12 protein-coding genes, 1 tRNA gene and 1 pseudogene are annotated in these 18,241 nt (G+C 49.5%); 9 read left to right on the top strand and 5 right to left on the bottom strand.

The genetic code is table 11. The annotated features are described in order from the left end of the window. Nucleotides 1–2: 2 nt before the first annotated feature. Nucleotides 3–4,461, bottom strand: a pseudogene (gltB, locus tag LO777_RS21110) (glutamate synthase large subunit). 248 nt (nucleotides 4,462–4,709) lie between these two features. Next, nucleotides 4,710–5,876, bottom strand: a complete 1,167-nt coding sequence (locus LO777_RS13855) for a radical SAM protein (RefSeq protein WP_228854476.1) — start codon at nucleotides 5,874–5,876, stop codon at nucleotides 4,710–4,712. Between the two features lie 139 nt (nucleotides 5,877–6,015). Here LO777_RS13855 and LO777_RS13860 point away from each other — a divergent pair. Then, a tRNA-Pro gene (locus tag LO777_RS13860) sits at nucleotides 6,016–6,092 on the top strand. A gap of 466 nt (nucleotides 6,093–6,558) precedes the next feature. After that, the gene (locus LO777_RS13865; RefSeq protein WP_228857388.1) at nucleotides 6,559–7,092 is read left to right on the top strand and encodes a metallophosphoesterase family protein; all 534 of its coding nucleotides are present in this window, start codon (nucleotides 6,559–6,561) and stop codon (nucleotides 7,090–7,092) included. A gap of 39 nt (nucleotides 7,093–7,131) precedes the next feature. Here the strand turns inward: LO777_RS13865 and LO777_RS13870 are convergent, their stop codons facing one another. The 3 genes from LO777_RS13870 to LO777_RS13875 all read right to left on the bottom strand — a co-directional run bounded on the left by LO777_RS13870 (nucleotide 7,132) and on the right by LO777_RS13875 (nucleotide 9,950). After that, complete coding sequence (locus LO777_RS13870) at nucleotides 7,132–8,475, bottom strand: sigma-54-dependent transcriptional regulator (protein ID WP_228854477.1); 1,344 nt, start codon at nucleotides 8,473–8,475, stop codon at nucleotides 7,132–7,134. Further along, nucleotides 8,450–8,728, bottom strand: coding sequence for an ATP-binding protein (locus LO777_RS20710; protein ID WP_329955591.1), 279 nt, complete (start codon nucleotides 8,726–8,728; stop codon nucleotides 8,450–8,452). Before LO777_RS20710 ends, LO777_RS13870 begins: the two co-directional genes overlap by 26 nt. A 172-nt stretch (nucleotides 8,729–8,900) precedes the next feature. Continuing rightward, entirely contained in the window at nucleotides 8,901–9,950 is a 1,050-nt protein-coding gene (locus tag LO777_RS13875) for a histidine kinase dimerization/phospho-acceptor domain-containing protein (protein WP_228854478.1), read from the bottom strand. Between the two features lie 368 nt (nucleotides 9,951–10,318). Between LO777_RS13875 and LO777_RS13880 the strand changes: the two genes are divergently transcribed. The 7 genes from LO777_RS13880 (at nucleotide 10,319) to LO777_RS13910 (ending at nucleotide 18,226) form a co-directional block, all read left to right on the top strand. Continuing rightward, nucleotides 10,319–10,732, top strand: a complete 414-nt coding sequence (locus LO777_RS13880; RefSeq protein WP_228854479.1) for a universal stress protein — start codon at nucleotides 10,319–10,321, stop codon at nucleotides 10,730–10,732. Nucleotides 10,733–10,891: 159 nt separating this feature from the next. Continuing rightward, complete coding sequence (locus LO777_RS13885; RefSeq protein ID WP_228854480.1) at nucleotides 10,892–11,839, top strand: sulfite exporter TauE/SafE family protein; 948 nt, start codon at nucleotides 10,892–10,894, stop codon at nucleotides 11,837–11,839. Between the two features lies 1 nt (nucleotide 11,840). Then, entirely contained in the window at nucleotides 11,841–12,611 is a 771-nt protein-coding gene (locus tag LO777_RS13890) for a TIGR02186 family protein (RefSeq protein WP_228854481.1), read from the top strand. An 18-nt stretch (nucleotides 12,612–12,629) separates the two neighbouring features. Beyond that, on the top strand, nucleotides 12,630–13,385 hold the full coding sequence (locus LO777_RS20135) for a PEP/pyruvate-binding domain-containing protein (RefSeq protein ID WP_268907440.1): 756 nt from the start codon (nucleotides 12,630–12,632) through the stop codon (nucleotides 13,383–13,385). A gap of 20 nt (nucleotides 13,386–13,405) precedes the next feature. Continuing rightward, on the top strand, nucleotides 13,406–15,118 hold the full coding sequence (locus LO777_RS20140; protein WP_268907576.1) for a PEP/pyruvate-binding domain-containing protein: 1,713 nt from the start codon (nucleotides 13,406–13,408) through the stop codon (nucleotides 15,116–15,118). 76 nt (nucleotides 15,119–15,194) lie between these two features. Further along, the gene (locus LO777_RS13905; RefSeq protein WP_228854482.1) at nucleotides 15,195–15,602 is read left to right on the top strand and encodes a response regulator; all 408 of its coding nucleotides are present in this window, start codon (nucleotides 15,195–15,197) and stop codon (nucleotides 15,600–15,602) included. Beyond that, on the top strand, nucleotides 15,602–18,226 hold the full coding sequence (locus tag LO777_RS13910; protein ID WP_228854483.1) for a PEP-utilizing enzyme: 2,625 nt from the start codon (nucleotides 15,602–15,604) through the stop codon (nucleotides 18,224–18,226). Before LO777_RS13905 ends, LO777_RS13910 begins: the two co-directional genes overlap by 1 nt. Nucleotides 18,227–18,241: the final 15 nt, after the last annotated feature.

An 18,241-nucleotide genomic window follows, 5' to 3' on the forward strand; every position in this document is an offset into this window, starting at 1 on the left:
CTCTATTGTACAACCTGCAATGTTTCCCCGGGCGAATGTGTCCTGCGCCCCAGCAGAGACGAAAGCTCCGTGGTTTTCGGTTTCACCAGTTTAAAAAGTTCACAGTACTGTTCTTCAAAACGTTCCAGAATCTGTTCGGCCCTGCCGGAACCCGTCTCCTCCAGATGACGGGTGATTATTCCCCGAAGATGTTCCTGCAGCTGCTCCATCCCTTTCAAGGGAAGAATTTCAATCAATTCCCCGTTCACTCTGGAACTGAAAGCGTCGAACTCATCCAGGACATAACAGAAACCTCCGGTCATACCGGCTCCAAAATTGACACCGGTTTCTCCAAGGATGGTAACACTGCCACCCGTCATATATTCACAGCCGTTATCACCGATTCCCTCAATCACTGCCCCGGCTCCGGAATTCCTTACGCAGAACCGCTCCCCGGCACGTCCCGCACCATACAGCCATCCACCGGTTGCCCCGTAGAGACAGGTATTACCCATAATTACCGCCTCATGGCTCCTGTAGGAAACACCCGCTGGCGGACGGATAACCAGTTTGCCCCCGGCCATTCCCTTACCCACATAATCATTGGCATCACCGGTGAGCTTCATGTGCAACCCGCCGGCATTCCAGGCACCGAAACTCTGCCCGCAACTACCGGAGAGAGAGAGGGTGACAGGTGCATCCTCCATGCCCTTATTCCCGTGCAGGGCCGCAATCAGACCTGAAAGCGAGGCCCCCACGGCCCTATCCGTGTTACGCACGGAAAAATCGGCATTACCGCCACTTTTTTCTTTTACGACTTGAGTAAACTGTTCAACCAATTTCAAATTTAACTGACCCGGATCAACATGGCTGTTCAATTGCCCATGACAGACCTGCTCCCCTCTCCCATTGACAGGGGACAGGATACGGCCAAGCTTCAGTCCGCTACCGTCTTTTCCCGCCAGATCAACTTCCCGCAGCAGATCGACCCTGCCAATCAAGTCAATAAACCTGGTCACACCCAGTTGCGCCATGATTGTCCTGGTTTCTTCCACCAGGAACCGAAAATAATTCATCACCATCTCCGGCACACCTGCAAAATATTCCCTGCGCAGGGTTTCGTCCTGGGTGGCTATTCCCGTTGCGCAGTTATTGAGATGACAGATTCGCAGGAATTTGCAACCCAGGGAAATAAGAGGTCCTGTACCGAAACCAAAACTTTCCGCCCCGAGAATGGCCGCTTTGACAATGTCTGTTCCGGTTTTCAGCCCGCCATCGACCTGGAGGCGAACCCGATGTCTGAGACCATTTGCAACCAGGGCCTGCTGGGTCTCGGCCAGACCCAGCTCCCATGGACTGCCCGCATATTTAACCGATGTCAGCGGGCTGGCGCCGGTGCCGCCGTCGTATCCGGAAACAGTAATCATATCCGCATAGGCCTTGACCACACCGGTGGCAATTGTACCCACCCCCGGCTCGGAGACAAGTTTGACGCTGATCATCGCCTTTGGGTTCACCTGTTTCAGATCAAAAATAAGCTGGGCCAGATCCTCAATGGAATAAATATCATGATGGGGAGGAGGAGAAATCAGTGTTACCCCGGAATAGCGTAGCGAAGTGCTGCAATCCGTGGTGTTACCTTATGACCGGGCAACTGGCCCCCTTCGCCCGGTTTGGCTCCCTGGGCCATTTTTACCTGGATCACGTCAGCGTTCACCAGATATTGCGGGGTCACTCCAAAACGCCCCGATGCGACCTGTTTAATCCTTGAACGTCGCTCCGTACCGTTTCTGCCCGGATCTTCCCCTCCTTCACCGCTGTTGGAAAACGCCCCCAGCCTGTTCATTCCTATGGCCAGCGCTTCATGGGCCTCCGGCCCAGAGCCCCTATGGACATAGCGGCGGAATCAAAACGGGGATAAAAATTCTCCGCCGGTTCCACATCTTCAAGCGGGACAGGCTCGGCGGTACATTGCAACTGGAACAAATCCCGCAGGCATGAAGGTGGCCTGTCGGTCACTATGCCGGAATAGACCAGATAATCGCTGTATTCACCGCTGCGCACAGCCTTTTGCAGGGACTGTACCACATCGGGGTTATACATATGGTATTCTCCGCCATGGATATATTTGAACAGTCCCCCCCTCGGTAGCGGTCTGTACCGCCCTCGCCAGGCCCGCTCGGAAATCTGCTGCTGTCTCTTGTGGAAATCGTCAAAACAATCCCCGCTGATCCGACTGCACAATCCAGGGAAACAGGTATCGACAATTTTTTCCGACAGGCCAACCGCTTCAAAAAGGCGGGAGCATCTGTAGGAGGAAATAGTGGAGATACCCATTTTTGACAGGATCTTAAACAGTCCTTTCTCAATACCCAGACGATAATTTTTGACTGCCTCAGCAAGAGCCATCCCCGGAGAGCCCTGATCCACAAGCTGTGCCAGGGATTCATAAACAAGCCAGGGATAAACGGCCGTGGCACCCATACCGATCAAAACGGCAAAATGGTGCGGGTCACGGGCCGTGGCCGTTTCAACAATGATATTGGCGTCACAGCGCAGATTCTCTTCCACCAGCCGTTTCTGTACGACTCCAACGGCCAGGACAGCGGGCAGGGGCAGAGTTTTTTCCCCGATATTTCTGTCAGAAAGGACCAGAAGAACAGCCCCGTTTTTCACTCCGGCAACTGCCTTCTCTCCTGTTTCCGCCACAACCTCTTCAAGAGTTCTTTCACGATTATAATTGAGGTCAAGTACCACATGGCCGTAATGATCCCCGTCCAGCTCAAGGAGCTGGCACATATCACTGTAGACGAGAACCGGCGAGTCAAACAACACCCGGTAGGCATGTCCCCTTGCCTCGTCAAAAACATTCTGCTCCCGACCGACACAGGTAGCCAGGGACATGACATGTTTCTCACGCAGAGGGTCAATGGGCGGGTTGGTCACCTGGGCAAACATCTGTCGAAAATAATCATAAATAGACCGCTCTTTTTTCGACAGAACAGCCATGGGTACATCATCCCCCATGGAGGCAATGGGTTCCTGTGCCGTTTCCGCCAGGACCCGAACCACCTGCTCCAGCTCTTCATTGGTCAGGCCGAATATCTTCTGGGAAAGCAGGAGCTGATCATTATCAAGAGTCCTCCTGCCACTGCCCACCCTGTCTGAATCAAATTTTCTGAGACGCAGACAGCATTTTTCCATCCACTCCCTGTAGGGCTGGCGGGATCGAAGCTCCCTGTCAATAGCCCAGGAACTCCAGCGCTTGCCGGTCAGGGTGTCCACCACCAGCAGTTCACCGGGGCCGACCCGCCCTTTTTCCACCAGCTCATCCGGCGCAAAATCAAGAATACCCACTTCGGAAGCCAGGACAATCAAACCGTCCCTGGTCACCACGTAACGGGCCGGTCGCAGGCCATTACGATCAAGACCGCAGGCAGCAAAACGCCCGTCACTCATAACAATCCCGGCAGGCCCATCCCAGGGTTCCATGTGCATGGAATTGAAATCATAAAAAGCGCGCAGATCGTCATCCATATCCGGATGATTCTGCCAGGCAGGAGGAATGAGCAGCCTGAAGGCACGGAAAAGATCCATCCCCCCGGCCAGGAACAGTTCCAGCATATTGTCGAGGGCCGAAGAATCAGAACCGCTCTCATTTACAAACGGAGCAGCTTCAGCCATATCGGGAAGCAGGGGAGAGCGAAATTTATAGGACCTGGCCCGGACCCAGTGCCGGTTACCGCTGATGGTATTGATCTCGCCGTTATGGGCAAGGTAACGAAACGGCTGGGCCAGCGCCCAGCGGGGCAGGGTATTAGTGGAAAACCGCTGATGGAAAAGACAGATGGCCGACTCCATTCTCAGGTCGGCCAGATCGGGGTAAAAAAACGGCAGATCTTCTGGTCGACAGAGCCCTTTATAGACGATGACCAGATTTGACAGGCTGGCAATATAAAAGTCAGGATCATCCTTTATTCTCTTTTCTATCCGCCGCCGCACCATATAGAGACGCCGCTCAAAATCTTTTGATCCCCAGCCGAAAGGTGCATTAAAAACCACCTGGACAATGCGGGGCATATTGGCCGCCGCCACTGTTCCAAGCACTTCCGGATTGAGTGGAACCTCGCGCCAGCCGACAAGAGCCAGAGTCTCACGGCCCAGCTCTTCGTTGACCACGGTCTTTGCTCTTTCGGCCGCATCCACCTCGCGGCTGAGAAAAACCATACCGACACCGTAGCGCCCGCCAAGACTCCAGCCCTCTTCACCGGCAATGGCCTGGAAAAAACCATCCGGTTTCTGCAGCAGCAGACCGCAGCCGTCCCCGGTCCTTCCGTCAGCCGCGACTCCACCGCGATGGGTCATGCGGGCAAGGGCCGTGATGGCTGTACGGACCAGCTTATGGCTCGGCCTGCCATCCATCTGGGCCATGAGACCGAAACCACAGTTATCCTTCACCAGATGCGGATCAAAAAGCGCCATTCATTTCCTCCAGAATTCGGTTTTTGTCTATGTATTATCTGGTGTCTGTCCAGAAATGAGATTTTTTGTTCGAGATCAAGGAGCATAGAACAATAAAATGCCCAGCATATTAAGCATATGTGAGTATTTTTATTTTTCGTAGCGACGCAGAAATCGGGTAAAAAGACCATTTATGAACAGGCACTATCTGATTGCCCGGCATGATTAGAGACATACCTGACTGATCAGAATGATTTGGGCGGAACCTGTCAGATAAAGCGCTGCATCAGTTCGTCAATTACCATATCAATATTCTCAGGATTAACAGCATTGCGGGAACAGATGGCTGCCACCTGCCCCCGCAACTGACTGTCCACCATATCACTGACTCCCCTGAACATACCCATGCGACGGCCCACCTGGTAGATAATCTGATCTTCTTCGTCCATGGCCAGAAAATCCGCTACCATCCCCACCATTTTTTCCTTGTCCTCCGGGAACTGTCCTTCAAGATCTTCAAAGAGATTCAGGATGTGGTCGCTTTTTACTACAGAACTGATGCCATCAAGCTTTTTCAGGAAAAGATGCAGTTCTTTTGCAATCTCAAGGCCGTTTAATTTTTCAAACCTCCCCTCTCTGTACTCTTTGTACAGCTCAATATGTTCAGGCAGGGCAAGGGTACGCAGACGGATAAAGTCGGGGTTAATCCGGTTCAGGACATCCGCCGTCTCCGTGGCATGCTCTTTTGAAAGCTGCCGTCCGCCAAGTCCCGGCATGACATATTCTGAAAGTTCCATACCCGCCTTCTTCACTTTCAAACCCGCCTTAATATGGGTCTTTTTATCCACACCTTTTTTTACCAGGGCAAGTACCCGGTCACTGCCGGACTCCATGCCGATATGGATGCGGTCAAGGCCTGCTCTCCTGATACCGGCAAGATCTTCATCGCTGATCCTGGCAATGGTATGGGACCTGGCATAGGAAGTTATCCGTTCCACATGGGGGAAACAGTCTTTCAGCCGGTTGAGAATGGTAATGAGACGATGCGGTTTGATGATCAGGCTGTTTGCATCCTGGAGAAAAATGGAGCGCATGCCGTTCATGGCCCAGTGCAGGCCTGCGTTCAGCGCTGTCCGGTCAACCCCTTCCTCCCTTTCCATTACCTGTCGGATATCCGCGGGAAGTATTTTACCCGTCCTGGCGCTCCGCTCCCTGATAAACTGTACACACCGATATACTCTTTCAATATCCTCAAGGACATGTTTTACCGGCCGCAATGAAAATTCCGCCCCTTTGTACACAGGACAGAATGTGCATCGGTTCCAGGGGCAGTTCCGGGTGATGCGGATAAGGAGGCTGCCCGCTTCGCTGGGAGGCCTGATCGGGCCCTGCTCAAATCCCCTGTAATCTTCGTCTCTATTTTGCTTCACAGTCATACTGTTCCTTTACTGGAGAAATAAAAAAATATTTCATCATATCATTAATACTGGACTTGATTCTCACACTGTGATAAAGAATAACAACGTTGCGCTCAGAGTGCAAAAATGCAGAGAAATCAGTCTTGAAATACAGCGTCGGGGAGTGGCTCAGTCTGGTAGAGCACATCGTTCGGGACGATGGGGTCGGAGGTTCAAATCCTCTCTTCCCGACCATTTTCATACAGAGGGGATTGCGAAAAACTGTCGCAATCCCCTTTATTATTTCCAAATAGCTGGTAAAAACGTAAGTGATCAGGGGCACAGCATATTCGCACGGTCGCGACTGGCCGCATAGAGGGGCTATAGCAACCAGTCACGCCTGCACGAATCTGCAGCACCCCAGATCACTTACAGGTTTTTATTTTTGTGTGGATGAAAAAACACAGAGTTACAAATCCTGTGACCAGTTACTTAAAAACTGGTATTCTGTACTTTCCTTGTTCCCCAAAGCGGAACATTTTTACACTATGCCCACTCTTATGAAAAATTCAACAGGTTCAAAAATATTTGCCATCGGCGATATTCACGGATGCAATGATAAACTCGTCACGCTCCTGAAACGACTTCCGTTCGACAAAACAAGAGATACCATTATCTTTCTCGGGACTACCTCAATCGTGGAAGAGAGAGCCGAAAGGTTATTGACACCCTTCTCGAGCTTGAAAAAGAGTGCAGAAACATCATATTTCTGCGGGGAAACCATGAACAGGAACTGCTCAGCTACAGTGAAACCGGGGACGTGGAAACATTACGGCTACTGCGCAAAATAGGAGTTGATGCCACAACCGAAAGCTACAATGTATCCGCCCGCAGGTTGCAGGGGCTTGCCTGTTTTCCTCCGGAACATCAGCAGTTTCTACTGAATCTGCAATTCTGCCATATTACCGACAACTATATTTTTACCCATGCGGATTTCCATGAGGAACTGCTTATTCCGCCTCAGAAAACCACTGACACAGCAGCCTACTGCTACAATATGGAGGCCCGGCTGCTCTCAAGCAGACGCCTGATAGAAAAACAACCAACCAACCTGGACAGGGTAATTGTTTTCGGCCATATTCCTTTCGAACTTCCCCTGGTCACTCCCGACCGGATAGGAATAGATACGGGGGCTGTCTACGGAAACGTTCTGACCGCGCTGGAACTGCCAACCATGTGTTTTCACCATGCCTGACCTGGAGGCTTCCCAGGAGCTTGTCCGGGACTTCAGGGATTACCCGAGTCCATACATCTTTATCTTTCTCCAGAGAGTTGTCCTTGGGATATCAAGTATTTCGGCTGCCCGACTCCTGTTGTAACCGGTACTTTCCAGCACTGTCTTGATATAACGCCGCTCCATTTCAGCAAGAGAGGTCAGGCCATCACCCTCCAGGGTATCAAAGTCAAACTTCTGCAGGTCCCGGGGAAGGTCGTTGATGGTAATCTCTTCACCTCCGGTTAAGGCCACGGCGCGCTCTATTATGTTTTCCAGCTCACGGACATTTCCGGGATAACTGTAGTGAGTCAGGATATGCAATGCCTCTTTTTCCACACTGGAAACCTGCTTGTGAAAGGCCAGACAGTATTTCTGAATAAAATGGTTTACCAGAAGAGGAATATCTTCCCGCCTTTCCGCCAGCTGCGGGACATTCAGGGAAACAACGTTGAGACGGAAAAAAAGATCTTCCCGGAAAAGCCCCTCTTCCACTTCTTTCTTCAGATCTTTATTGGTTGCGGCAATAATCCTGATATCCAGATCTATAAGATCCGTTCCTCCCACCCTGAATATCTTTCTCTCCTGAATCACATGAAGCAATTTGACCTGCATGGACAGAGGCATTTCACCTATTTCATCCAGGAATACGGTACCGCCTGATGCCGATTCAAGCAGGCCGATCTTGACAGCGGTTGCCCCGGTAAATGCCCCCCGTTCATGACCAAACAGTTCACTGCTGATCAGTTCATCTGTGAACCCGCCACAGTTAAAGGAAACAAAAGCCCTGTCTTTTCTTGAGCTTAACTGATGTATCGCCTTGGCCACCAGGGCTTTACCCGTACCACTGCCACCCTGGACCAGGACATTACAGTCCACATTGGCGACCTTGTTAATCATCGAAAAGAGTTCCTGAATGGCCGGGCTGTTACCCACGATGGAAGTGAGCCCCGACCCGCTTTTGAGTGCCTCACGAAGCCTGCGATTTTCGGCACGCATACTGATCTTATCCCTGGCATTCTGTGCCCAGAGACGAATATCCGAAAGGTTGACAGGTTTGGCGATATAGTGATACGCACCTTTCCTGATAGCCTCAACCGCTGTTTCCACACTCTTATATCCGGTGATGATAATGACTTCTGTTTCGCTGCAATACTGTTTTATTCTTACAAGAATCTCCAGTCCGTCCTGGTCCGGCAGGTTCATATCAAGAAAGACGATATCAAACCGTTTCTGTTTCATTCGCTCAAGAAACGAACGACCGGTCACAAAAGCCTCCACCGAAAACTCGTCTTTTCCCAGGGCCTTGGCAAGACGCCTGCAGACAATTTCCTCATCATCAACAATGGCGAGTTTGTATTTCACGCGGCACTCCAATTGACAAAATCTTTCGGAATGGTGGGAAGAAGCACCGTGAACCTTGCTCCCTGGCCCTGTTCACTCTCCACCTCAACACGCCCCCGTGCTGTTTGACTATGGAGTAGCAGACGGCAAGACCGAGACCGGTTCCCTCCCCTGTCACCTTCGTTGTATAAAAAGGCTCAAACAGTTTGTGCTGCACCTCTTTTGCAATCCCTTCCCCATTATCTTCGACTACAAATGCCAGAAAACCTGACATTGTAGAAAAATTAACGGACAGCCGAACCTCTCCCCCTTGGAAGTTGCCTGGACAGCATTCATCAATAGATTAAAAAACACCTGCTGCAGCTTTCTTAAACTCCCCTTTACCATGGGAAGATTTGCCGGAACAGAAATCTTGAGATCAATACCGGATAACTTAACCTGGTTTTTTATAAGATTAACCGTACTGTGAATGATTTCCTCCGGGACAACTCCTTAAAAACAGATTTTCCTGCATGGGAAAAGTCAAGGAGATTTCTTACAATATCGGCCACCCGCTCCGTCTGCTCAATAATATCCTGCAGCAACTCCATACCATAATCATCAAGGGTTTCCGCAAACTCCTCATGAAAGCTTTCAGCAGTCAGGGCAATATTATTGATGGGATTATTTAATTCGTGCGCAATACCCGCAGTAAATGTTCCAATGGCCGCAAGTTTTCTTGCCTGCAGCAGATCTTCCTGATGCTCCTTCAGCTCGCGGGCCATACGGTTGAAGGCATCAATCAATCCCGATATTTCTTCCAGGCTTTCACCCTTGTAGCGAATCGGCGAAAAATCACCATGCCCGACAAGTTCAGTGGTTCGCCTGACAATATCAAGTGGTTTAAGCAGACCGTTGGAGACCATCCTGAACCCTAGAATCATCACCGAGAGGAGAATAACCATGAAAACAAAGGGAAGAACCAGAGTGCGGACAATGGCGACATGGATATGTTTCCGTTTCAGTTCCCTGAACCTGACCGCATCCTCCGTGAGAGCTTTTCCTTCATCCCGCAGCCTGTCCATCACATCCCGCCGCCCCTTTTCCAGCAACGAGACAAGTTTTTTATAGTTCTGCAATGACTGCCGAAAAACGATTACCTGCTCCTCTCCCTCAAGAACACTGAGATCATCGGACAACAAGTGAAATACTTTATCGATACGTCCGAGATAAACCCTGCTGATCACCAGGTTTTTTTCATCACCATCAATCTGAAAGTTTTTTTCAAACCGCCGCAATTCAAGAATATCATCCACCAGGTCATCATATGATTCACCCAGGTAGAGACGGGCCTTTATCACAGAAAGATTGTAGAAATTCAAGACAGCCAGAACACCTATTGAAAGAAAAGTAAAAGCAAATCCCACAAAGATTTTTCCCTTGATGGAATTCCATCTCAGTTTTCCAGCTGCAGATTGCCCGAGAGTTGAAAAAAACGGTATAGGTCGACGGCCCATCCAAGCCCCCTTTTTCGAATATACAGAATTTCATTTTGAAACAATTTCAACAGACTCTACCAGAATGCGTTTCAATTTGAAATAGTCAAATGAATGAGGCTTCATTTATTTATTGCAACCGACAGGCATTTTTTCTACTTCTTTTTTGTCGCTGTTCAGTTATATTTCTTTTGCTTTACAATAAAATTTAATAGACTTCGAAACACTTCAGCAGACCATTTCCATACTGACAAAGAGACTGACAACCTGACAAGCCTCAACAGACAACAAAAATTAAATTGCTAACTTCTGGATTTCAGGTAATAAATAATTTCATTAAACACTTTCCTGGTACTGATTTTGCTACAACTGCACCAGGGAGAAAATGTATGGAAAAAATACTTGTGGCCATAGACAACAGACACAGGGCGTGGGAGGCACTTTCCCACGCCTGTTCACTGGTAAAACGTATCGATGCCGAACTCTATGTCCTGCTGGTGCTCTCCCCTGGACACAAAGATCGCGCACTTGCCGATATTGAGACTGAAATAAAAAAACGACTTGAACTGATTATAGAAAAAGCAAAAAGCGAAAATATTATAATTAATTTTTATCTGGTGGAGGGAAACTATGAACAGGAAATTATGACTTTTATTGAGCATAACAAAATCACCTTACTGACACACGAGGCAAACGAGAAAGACAAGGACGCGAGGATCCGGGACACCCGTTTTTTACGCTGTCTTCGATCTCAATTGTCCTGCGCAGTGGAAATTGTTGTTCCAAAAACAAAACCGATTTGACTGGACAAATAGAGGCTCCTGCCTTTATTCCCTCAGTCATTGCTGCACTTTTGCTACAGCGACAACACTGTTTTACTGTTATGAAAGTAACAGCGGCGGCTGAAAGACCAGCCGTTTCGATGGCTTTCATAAGAAAATTAATTATTTTGAGAGGATTATATGGGCTTATCAATGCATCTTTATCTTCCTATCGCCGGAAATGCAGTGAACTTACTGGTCATTGTCGGTCTCGGGGGATTTGTCGGCCTGCTTTCAGGGATATTTGGAGTGGGTGGCGGTTTTCTCATGACCCCCCTGTTAATCATGATGGGGCTTCCCCCGACTGTTGCGGCTGCTTCTGATTCCAATCAGATTGTGGCTGCCTCCACATCAGGCACCCTCGCCCACTTTCGCCTGGGAAATGTGGATTTCAAGATGGGTTTTCTTCTGCTGATCGGAGGAATTGTCGGTGGCACCCTTGGAGTTCAGGTTATCAAGGTTTTGAGAGCCCTGGGAAATGCGGACTTTCTAATCAGTATCACCTACGTTCTGATGCTGGGTTTTGTCGGCGGATACATGTTTCTTGAGAGTCTCCAGGCCATGCGAAAAACCTCACAACCGGCTGCACAGACCACTCCAGATGCGTCACGGAAAAAAGAATCCACCTACGCGAGAATAGTCAACAGCCTGCCGTTCCAGATGGACTTTGTTCGCTCCGGTGTGCGAATTTCCGCAATTCTTCCCCTGGTTCTGGGCACATTCGTCGGAATCCTGGCTGCCATCATGGGTGTCGGGGGTGGATTTATCATGGTTCCCGTTATGGTTTACCTACTTCGCATGCCGATGCATGTCGTTGTAGGAACCAGTCTTTTCCAGATCCTGTTTACCTGTATTAATGTTACAATCATGCAGGCTTCGCAAAATCATACGGTTGATTTCATTCTTGCCCTCCTGCTGCTCATCGGATCATCGGTCGGCGCCCAGGTGGGTACAAAAATAGGGAAAAAACTGGACGGTGAGCAACTCAAAATCCTGCTGGCTTCACTGGTACTCCTGGTGATGTTCAAAATGCTTTACCAGCTGCTGGTACAACCGGATATCCTTCTTGCCTACATGGGAGGACATTAAAATGCGGACCTACTCTTTCAAGCTTATACTTCTCTTAATACTTGCAGCACTCCCGTTGACACAACTTTCCGCCATGGCCGACGAGAATATCACCATCTCCGTCTCCCCCTCTCCTCTCCTGATAGGGGCACAATACAACGGAGCTGACCTGACGGTAAAAGGCACCATCCCGGCCGGCAGTGATGTGGTTATCCGCTTTACGGGGGAACCCGAAGAATTACACCTCAGGGAAAAGGGCAAGGCCTTTAACCTCCTCTGGATGAACGTGGGCACGGTTACATTTGACAATGTACCGAAAGTATTGCTCATTGAAACATCCCGCCCGTTTGAGGAACTTGGCCCGGAAGCAAAAACTCTCCAACTGGACTCTCTCCATAATACTGTGGAAGTTACAAAACCGGCGAGTTCTGAGGATATTGATCTTGTTCATGAACTTTTACTCTTAAAAAAGGAGGAATCCCTGTATAGTGAAAAGATCGGAGGAATCGTTCTGGGTCCTGATTCAGGACCAACACGAACATTCACAGCCACACTGAAACTCCCTTCCGCACTGGCTCCCGGTGAGTACCAGGTGGAGGCTACTGCATTCCGGGATGGCAAACTCGTTGCAGACAGCAGGGTCGACATGGAAGCCAGGCTGGACGGTTTTCCGCTCTGGCTCAGCAATATGGCATTTAACAACAGCCTCCTCTATGGAATCCTGGCGGTAGTAATCGCCATTTTCAGTGGCCTTGTTATCGGGCTTATCTTTCAGAGCAAGGGGGCACATTAACAACCACAGGGACTACATATGTACCGCAGCCTCAAAAACATACTCGTCGCCTGCCTGAAAAGAAACAGGGAGTTACCCGTCGCACGTTTCCTTGAGAAATTTCAGGTCATTCTGGAAAAAAGCAATGAAACGCTGCACCTGATGTCCGACATGAATGACAAACTGGGGGGAGAGTATGTTTTTGATCTGCACTATATTGAAGAATCAGCTGAAAAGCTTGACGATCTACTGCTGAAAATCATCTCTGAAATAAAAATTATCACACATCATCACACCCTTGATCTTTTCCCCGCATTTGAACGTATTCAACATACCATCCAGGAAGAACTTGCGGGAAAACACGTCCTGACCTCCGAGGCAATGGTTCTCCCTCTCCACGAGGTAACCGACTGGCAGAGGGACCTGGTCGGCGGCAAAATGGAAAGACTTGCCGGCCTTTCAAACCATCTCGGTCTGCGGATTCCTGACGGCTTTGTCATCACCACCCAGGCCTTTTTTCAACACCTGCAGCACAGCGATCTGGAGAATGTGATTGAGGAAGCAAAATATCGCCTGGATAAAAATGACGAAGACGGCTGGCGCAGGCTTGCCAGAACAATGAGAAAACAGATTACCGACACCCCTCTTCCCAGAAAACTCGTCACCAGGATCCACCAGGAATACGACGCTCTCATGGAACGAACAAACCGGAACAATCTGCGTGTCGCCATGAGAAGCAGTGCCTGGGGGAGGGTGGCAAGGCAAGTTTTGCGGGGCTCTACGACACACAACTGAACCTGACCCGGGATCAGCTCATCGACGGCTATCTGCAGATCATAGCCAGTGCCTATTCTTTCAAGGCACTGCAGTACAGATTCAGCAAAGGATACGGAGAACAGGAGGTGGCCATGGCTGTCGCCTGCCAGGTCATGACCGACAGTACGGCAAGTGGCGTACTGCACACCTATATTTCTCACAAGTCAAGGGGAGCAATACATATCAACTCCATGTGGGGCTACTGCTCCGGTATCATGGAAGGCAGCCAGCCGGCGGACACCATTATTCTTGACCGGGAGCCACCCTACCCCGTTCTTTTCCAGAAAATTGCCGACAAGCAGCAGCAACTGAAACCCGATACAAAGGGAAAAATGGCCTGGCAACCCCTTTCCGGAAAACAACATAACATCCTCAGCCTGACGGAGGAACAGCAGACAACTCTCGCCCAGACCGCCAAAAGCATCGAGAGATACTACAAACGGCCCCAGGAAATCGAATGGACATTCGAGCATAACGGCCAACTGTCAATTCTCCAGACCCGTGATTCTCCTGTCGAGGAAACTCCGGCAGGGGAACAGCCTTTTCCTGTCAATATAACGCGTGATGCGGAAATAATCTTCTCCGGCCAGGGGGTCACTGTCCAGCGTGGCATTGCCATTGGTAAAATTTTCGTCATCGACGAAAAAAATGACCTCAACGATTTCCCCCATGGAGCAATTCTGCTGACCCGGCATGCATCTCCGCGCTTTGCCGCCATTATGCATAAAACGAGAGGGATCATCACTGACATCGGCTCTGCTTCCGGACATATGTCCACCCTCGCCCATGAATTTCGCGTACCCACGGTTGTCGACACAAAAATAGCCACTCAACAGTTGAAACATGGGGATGAAATCACCCTGGACGCCACCCAGAACATTGTCTACCGTGGAAAGATTACTGAGCTTGATCGATTTGAACTGACGGTTGAAGATGTATTTGAAGACTCATCGGAATATCGTCTGCTGCGCCGTCTGCTCAATCACATTTATCCCATTACCATTCTTGAGCCACAGCTCGACAAAATAACATCAGCTTCATGTAAGACATACCACGATATCATAACCGTAACGCATAAGCTGGCTATTGAAGAAATAGTCCACCTCAGTGAAAAACACGCTACCCAGAGCTTTCCGCCGCCAAAACAGATGAAAACGACAATTCCCCTGGGTCTTATGATCATTGACGCCGGAAAAGGTACAACCTGCTCATTGACGGACAGGTATATCACGCTCGAACAGATCGTCTCACGACCTCTCCGGGATTTCTGGCAGGGTCTGGAAGAATCCGGAATGTGGAGGAATGATCCCGTTTCCGTTGACATGGGAAGCTTCATGTCCAGTATGACCAGAACCACGTCTCTTTCGGCATCAGAAAAAGTAGGCAGAAATCTTGCCGTAATCCTGGACAACTACATGAACCTCAGTATTCAGCTCGGGTATCATTCAACATCCATTGAAGCCTTTATGGCTGAGAACATAAATGACAATACCATCTATTTCAAATTCTTCGGTGGTGCCACGGAATTCATTCGCCGGGCAAGACGGACGCTTTTTATCACCAATGTACTGAGACACTATGATTTTATGGTGGAAATCCAGGGGGATCTCGTGGCCGGGAGGGTCAAAAAACTGTCCATTGACCGCATGTCCCGCCGTATGATGATTCTTGGGGCCTTGTCGGCTATACTCGCCAACTGGACGCCCTTATGAATTCAGACGATGATGTGCTGCACCATACCCGATATTTTATTGAAACCATAGAACGTATGGAATCTGGAGAGGGAAAATGACCAACCGGCAAACAGGAGCGGGCACCAGCTTGAGCATTATTATCCTCGACGATGAACCCATTGTCTGCAAGAGACTGAAACCCACACTGCAACGCAAGGGATACGAAGTCGAAACATTTTCCGACGGTCCCGAGGCTCTTGCCCGACTGGAAGAACGGGTATTTGACATAGTCATTACAGACCTGAAAATGGGGACAATTGACGGTATGCATGTCCTTGAAAAGGTTAAGGCTGCTCATCCGGACACCCAGGTTATCATCATTTCCGGATTTGCCACCCTGGAGACCGCCAAAGAATCATTTAGAAAAGGGGCTTTTGATTTTGTCGCCAAACCGTTCAAGATCAATGAAATTCTGGAATGCGTGAAACGCATTGAAGACAACCGGAACAAAGGAAAAAACTAATGTGGCTGCAACACCTGTTTAAAAAACAACGTTCCACCGAAACAACACCGGCGGAAATAAATATCTGGCACCTGAAATCGCTCTTTAATAATTTCAGGAAGATATTGCATCTGAACAACCGTATTCTCGAGAATATGGCACGGATGGAACAATCCCTCGGCGGTGAATATATCTTTGAAAAATCATTTCTGGAAAAAACGGTTCGGGTCATCGCCTCTGATGTGCATCACGTAACCTACAATCTCAATGCCCTGACCGAAAATGCCTATGTCCCCCTTTATGACAGGTACCAGGAGATCCGGATGATTCTGGATGACATCCTCTCCGGAAACACCAGGGCCCTGGCCTGCCCCCCCGTGCTTCAACTCCAGGAGATCGGCTGGGAAATGGAGCCGCTCGTGGGCATAGACCTGGTCTGCCTGGCTGAGCTGCGGCTTCACCCGGGTATTCAGGCGGGAATCGGATTCATAATCACGGCAGAAGGCACCCAGGCACTTATTTCAGATGAAAAATCAGCAAATCATATTTCCAGATCAGACGTCAATTTCGGTATTGAAGAACAGTTCGGCAGGCTTTTTCTGGAAGAAAGCAGCCGACGTATATCCGTCACCGCAACACAGATCAATGATGACATAGGTCTGACAAAAGACCTGGGCTCCTTTTTTATTGAACCGTCCCCGGACCACAGCCAACTGCTGGTACTTGACAACAGCTCCTCCTCCCTGGAAAAGAAAGAGCTCTTTGCCCAACCGGTGACCCAGGGAAAAATGGACAAAACAACAATTGCAGAATATGCCGAACCGATCCCAATTCAAAATTATATAGACTGTCTCCAATGGATCGTACAGACCGTCGACCCAGGACACTGTGATACGGATGAGGCACCTGTTCCCTTTGCAGTGTTTATCAGGCCTTCGCCGCCCTTTACCATGCATGGAACTCTGAAAACCAGAGCAAGCAGTTCAGAAACCACAATCCCTGCGCTTTCAATAACCTCGCATCTGAAAGGTCAACCGGAATCGGGGGATTCCTATCTTTTAAGCCGGACCTTTCCTTTTAATCCCGTCCGCTCGGAAATAGTGACAAAATACCAGTCTTCCAGTTTTCCCGACGGAAATAGTGCTACCGATCATTCGGCCGACAACGGTAATTTTCGCCGGGGATCAGCCATAATCGGCAACAGCGATCTGAAGATGTTTGCCGAAACGGCCATGACCCTTGAGAGAATAATGGGTGTGCCCATTCGGCTCCACTGGGAATGTCTTGCTGATGGCACATTTATCTTTACCCGCCTCTTTCCCTACCTGGAAACCTCGGAAGAACCGACAGCCCTGGAACTTCAGGAGGAACAGCAGAGTGCTGAACTTCTCTGCCTGGGAACACAGATTGTCCAGGAGGGTGTTGCTGCCGGTCATGTCTTCCATGTTACCAACGAGACCGCACTGGAAGATTTTCCACCAGGGGCCGTAGCTGTGGCCCGAACCGCAACGCCCGAACTGACCCCTATTCTCCAACGTGCATCAGCAATTTTAACTGAGTACGGTAATGTCACCGGGCATCTGGCCACCGTGGCGAGAGAAATCAGTCTCCCGGCGGTTTTCGGTATCCCCGATGTCCTTACCATGCTCCCGGAAGGTGAGGAAATCACGGTGGATGCGGGTCAGCTCAAAATCTATAAAGGAACCCTCAACACCCTTTTACGGGTCGGCAGCAGAAAGATGAACCTTTCCCCCGCAGATCCCGAATACAGGATCCTTCGCCGTCTTTTACGTTTTATAATGCCCCTGCACCTCACCAACCCGGAAACCCCGAACTTCTGTGTGGAAGGATGCAAGAGTTTCCATGATATCATCCACTTCTGCCATGAAAAATCAGTTGATGAACTGGCCCACTTCCAGGAGCGCCATCCCGGTCTCGGCTCTATCCGCACCAAGAGAATGCGTCTTGACATTCCCATGGATATTCGTGTCCTGGATATCGGAGAGGGAGTGAATGAGCAGTTTGAAAAAGATCCTGTGGTTGAAAATATCAGGCAAGGACCATTTGCCGTATTTCTGGAAGGTCTCCTCAACCCGGATGCCTGGGAAAACGACCTCCCTTCCCTCGGCCTGCGCGATATCATCTCCAGCATGCCCCGTACAATGAATATCATGTCGCCCACAGCCGCCGAAAATTTTGGTGAGAACCTGGCAATAGTAGACCACGATTATATGAACCTCAGCCTCCGTCTTGGTTATCATTTCAGTGTCATTGATGCTCATATCGGCGATGACATGCATCGTAATTATGTCTATTTCCGTTTCTCGGGCGGACTGGCAAATCCGGACAGGCGCGCCCGCAGAGCACAGTTTATCTGCAATGTGTTGCGTGACATGAACTTCAAGGTCTCCCTCAAGAGCGATCTTGTGGTGGGAAGACTGAAATTTGAGGAGACACTCCTGCTGAAGTCATCTCTTTACGTTCTGGGTGCACTTACAACCTTCTCCCGTCAGCGCGATACCAGTCTCTATTCCGACAATGAAACAAATATCCTCTATGAGTTTTTTGATAAAACCTTTTTAAGCCATTTTCATGAAACAGCGAAGGAAGGACGACGGGCAATCGCACCACCCAGAGAAGTTTAATAACAGGAAACACCT

The organism is Desulfomarina profundi (assembly GCF_019703855.1).
GTDB classification, from domain to species: domain Bacteria; phylum Desulfobacterota; class Desulfobulbia; order Desulfobulbales; family Desulfocapsaceae; genus Desulfomarina; species Desulfomarina profundi.

What these genes read in the sequence shown, in the direction of transcription:
- LO777_RS13880 (WP_228854479.1), top strand. Translation starts at nt 10,319, where the DNA reads ATGGAAAAAATACTTGTGGCCATAGACAACAGACACAGGGCGTGGGAG.
- LO777_RS13890 (WP_228854481.1), top strand. Translation starts at nt 11,841, where the DNA reads ATGCGGACCTACTCTTTCAAGCTTATACTTCTCTTAATACTTGCAGCA.
- LO777_RS13910 (WP_228854483.1), top strand. Translation starts at nt 15,602, where the DNA reads ATGTGGCTGCAACACCTGTTTAAAAAACAACGTTCCACCGAAACAACA.
- LO777_RS13885 (WP_228854480.1), top strand. Translation starts at nt 10,892, where the DNA reads ATGGGCTTATCAATGCATCTTTATCTTCCTATCGCCGGAAATGCAGTG.
- LO777_RS13875 (WP_228854478.1), bottom strand. Translation starts at nt 9,950, where the DNA reads ATGGGCCGTCGACCTATACCGTTTTTTTCAACTCTCGGGCAATCTGCA.
- LO777_RS13905 (WP_228854482.1), top strand. Translation starts at nt 15,195, where the DNA reads ATGACCAACCGGCAAACAGGAGCGGGCACCAGCTTGAGCATTATTATC.
- LO777_RS20135 (WP_268907440.1), top strand. Translation starts at nt 12,630, where the DNA reads ATGTACCGCAGCCTCAAAAACATACTCGTCGCCTGCCTGAAAAGAAAC.
- LO777_RS20710 (WP_329955591.1), bottom strand. Translation starts at nt 8,728, where the DNA reads ATGTCAGGTTTTCTGGCATTTGTAGTCGAAGATAATGGGGAAGGGATT.
- LO777_RS13855 (WP_228854476.1), bottom strand. Translation starts at nt 5,876, where the DNA reads ATGACTGTGAAGCAAAATAGAGACGAAGATTACAGGGGATTTGAGCAG.